This is a genomic window from Arthrobacter sp. GQ119, assembly GCF_059759125.1.
In genome coordinates this window covers 1-807 of sequence record NZ_JCAXEA010000065.1, presented here as the reverse complement: position 1 = coordinate 807, position 807 = coordinate 1, and the positions used below count along the sequence as shown (strand labels likewise).

General features: G+C 65.2%; 1 protein-coding gene. It reads left to right on the top strand.

Annotated features, from left to right (window positions below; translation table 11 throughout):
- Positions 1-807: IS481 family transposase (locus AC6CH3_RS23355; RefSeq protein ID WP_498134698.1), on the top strand; the 807-nt coding region annotated here is incomplete at both ends.

Sequence of the window (807 nt, the reverse complement as noted above, 5' to 3'; positions counted from 1 at the left end):
CGTTGCGTGGTCGATGACGGCTGGCCGCTGCGGCGGGCGGCGGAACGGTTTCAGGTTTCTGTTAGCACCGCATCCCGGTGGGCCTGCCGCTATCGGCAGGCGGGTGAAAACGGCATGGAAGACTTGCCCAGCCGCCCCGCACGGTCCCCGCGTCGGACCCCGTTCCGACGTGAACGGCGGATCATCGCCCTGCGGCTTAACCGCCGTTGGGGGCCGGCACGGATCGGTTACCTGTTGGGCATGCATCCCTCGACAGTGCACAAAGTCCTGTCCCGGTACCGGTTGGCGAGGCTGTCCTGGTTGGACCGGGCCACGGGCCGGGTGATCCGCCGTTATGAGCATCCAAACCCGGGGGACTTGGTCCACGTGGACATCAAGAAACTCGGCAGGATCCCTGATGGAGGCGGGCACCGGGTCGCCGGCCGGGCTGCGGGAAACCGGAACAAGACCGGCACCGACTCGAACCGGCGACCCGGCTACGCCTACCTTCATAACGCTGTCGATGACCATTCCCGGTTCGCCTACACCGAGATCCTGGACGATGAGAAGAAGGAGACCGCGGCGGGCTTTTGGGAAAGGGCCAACGCCGCTTTCAACGCCGCCGGAATCACTGTGCGCCGGGTCCTGACCGACAACGGCTCCTGTTACCGCTCCTACGCGTTCAAGGAGGCTTTGGGCCTGGGGATCAAGCACAAACGCACCCGCCCCTACCGGCCACAGACCAACGGCAAAGTCGAACGGTTCAACCGCACCATGCTCGACGAATGGGCATACGCCCGGCCCTATGCCTCAGAAGCCGAGCGTGTT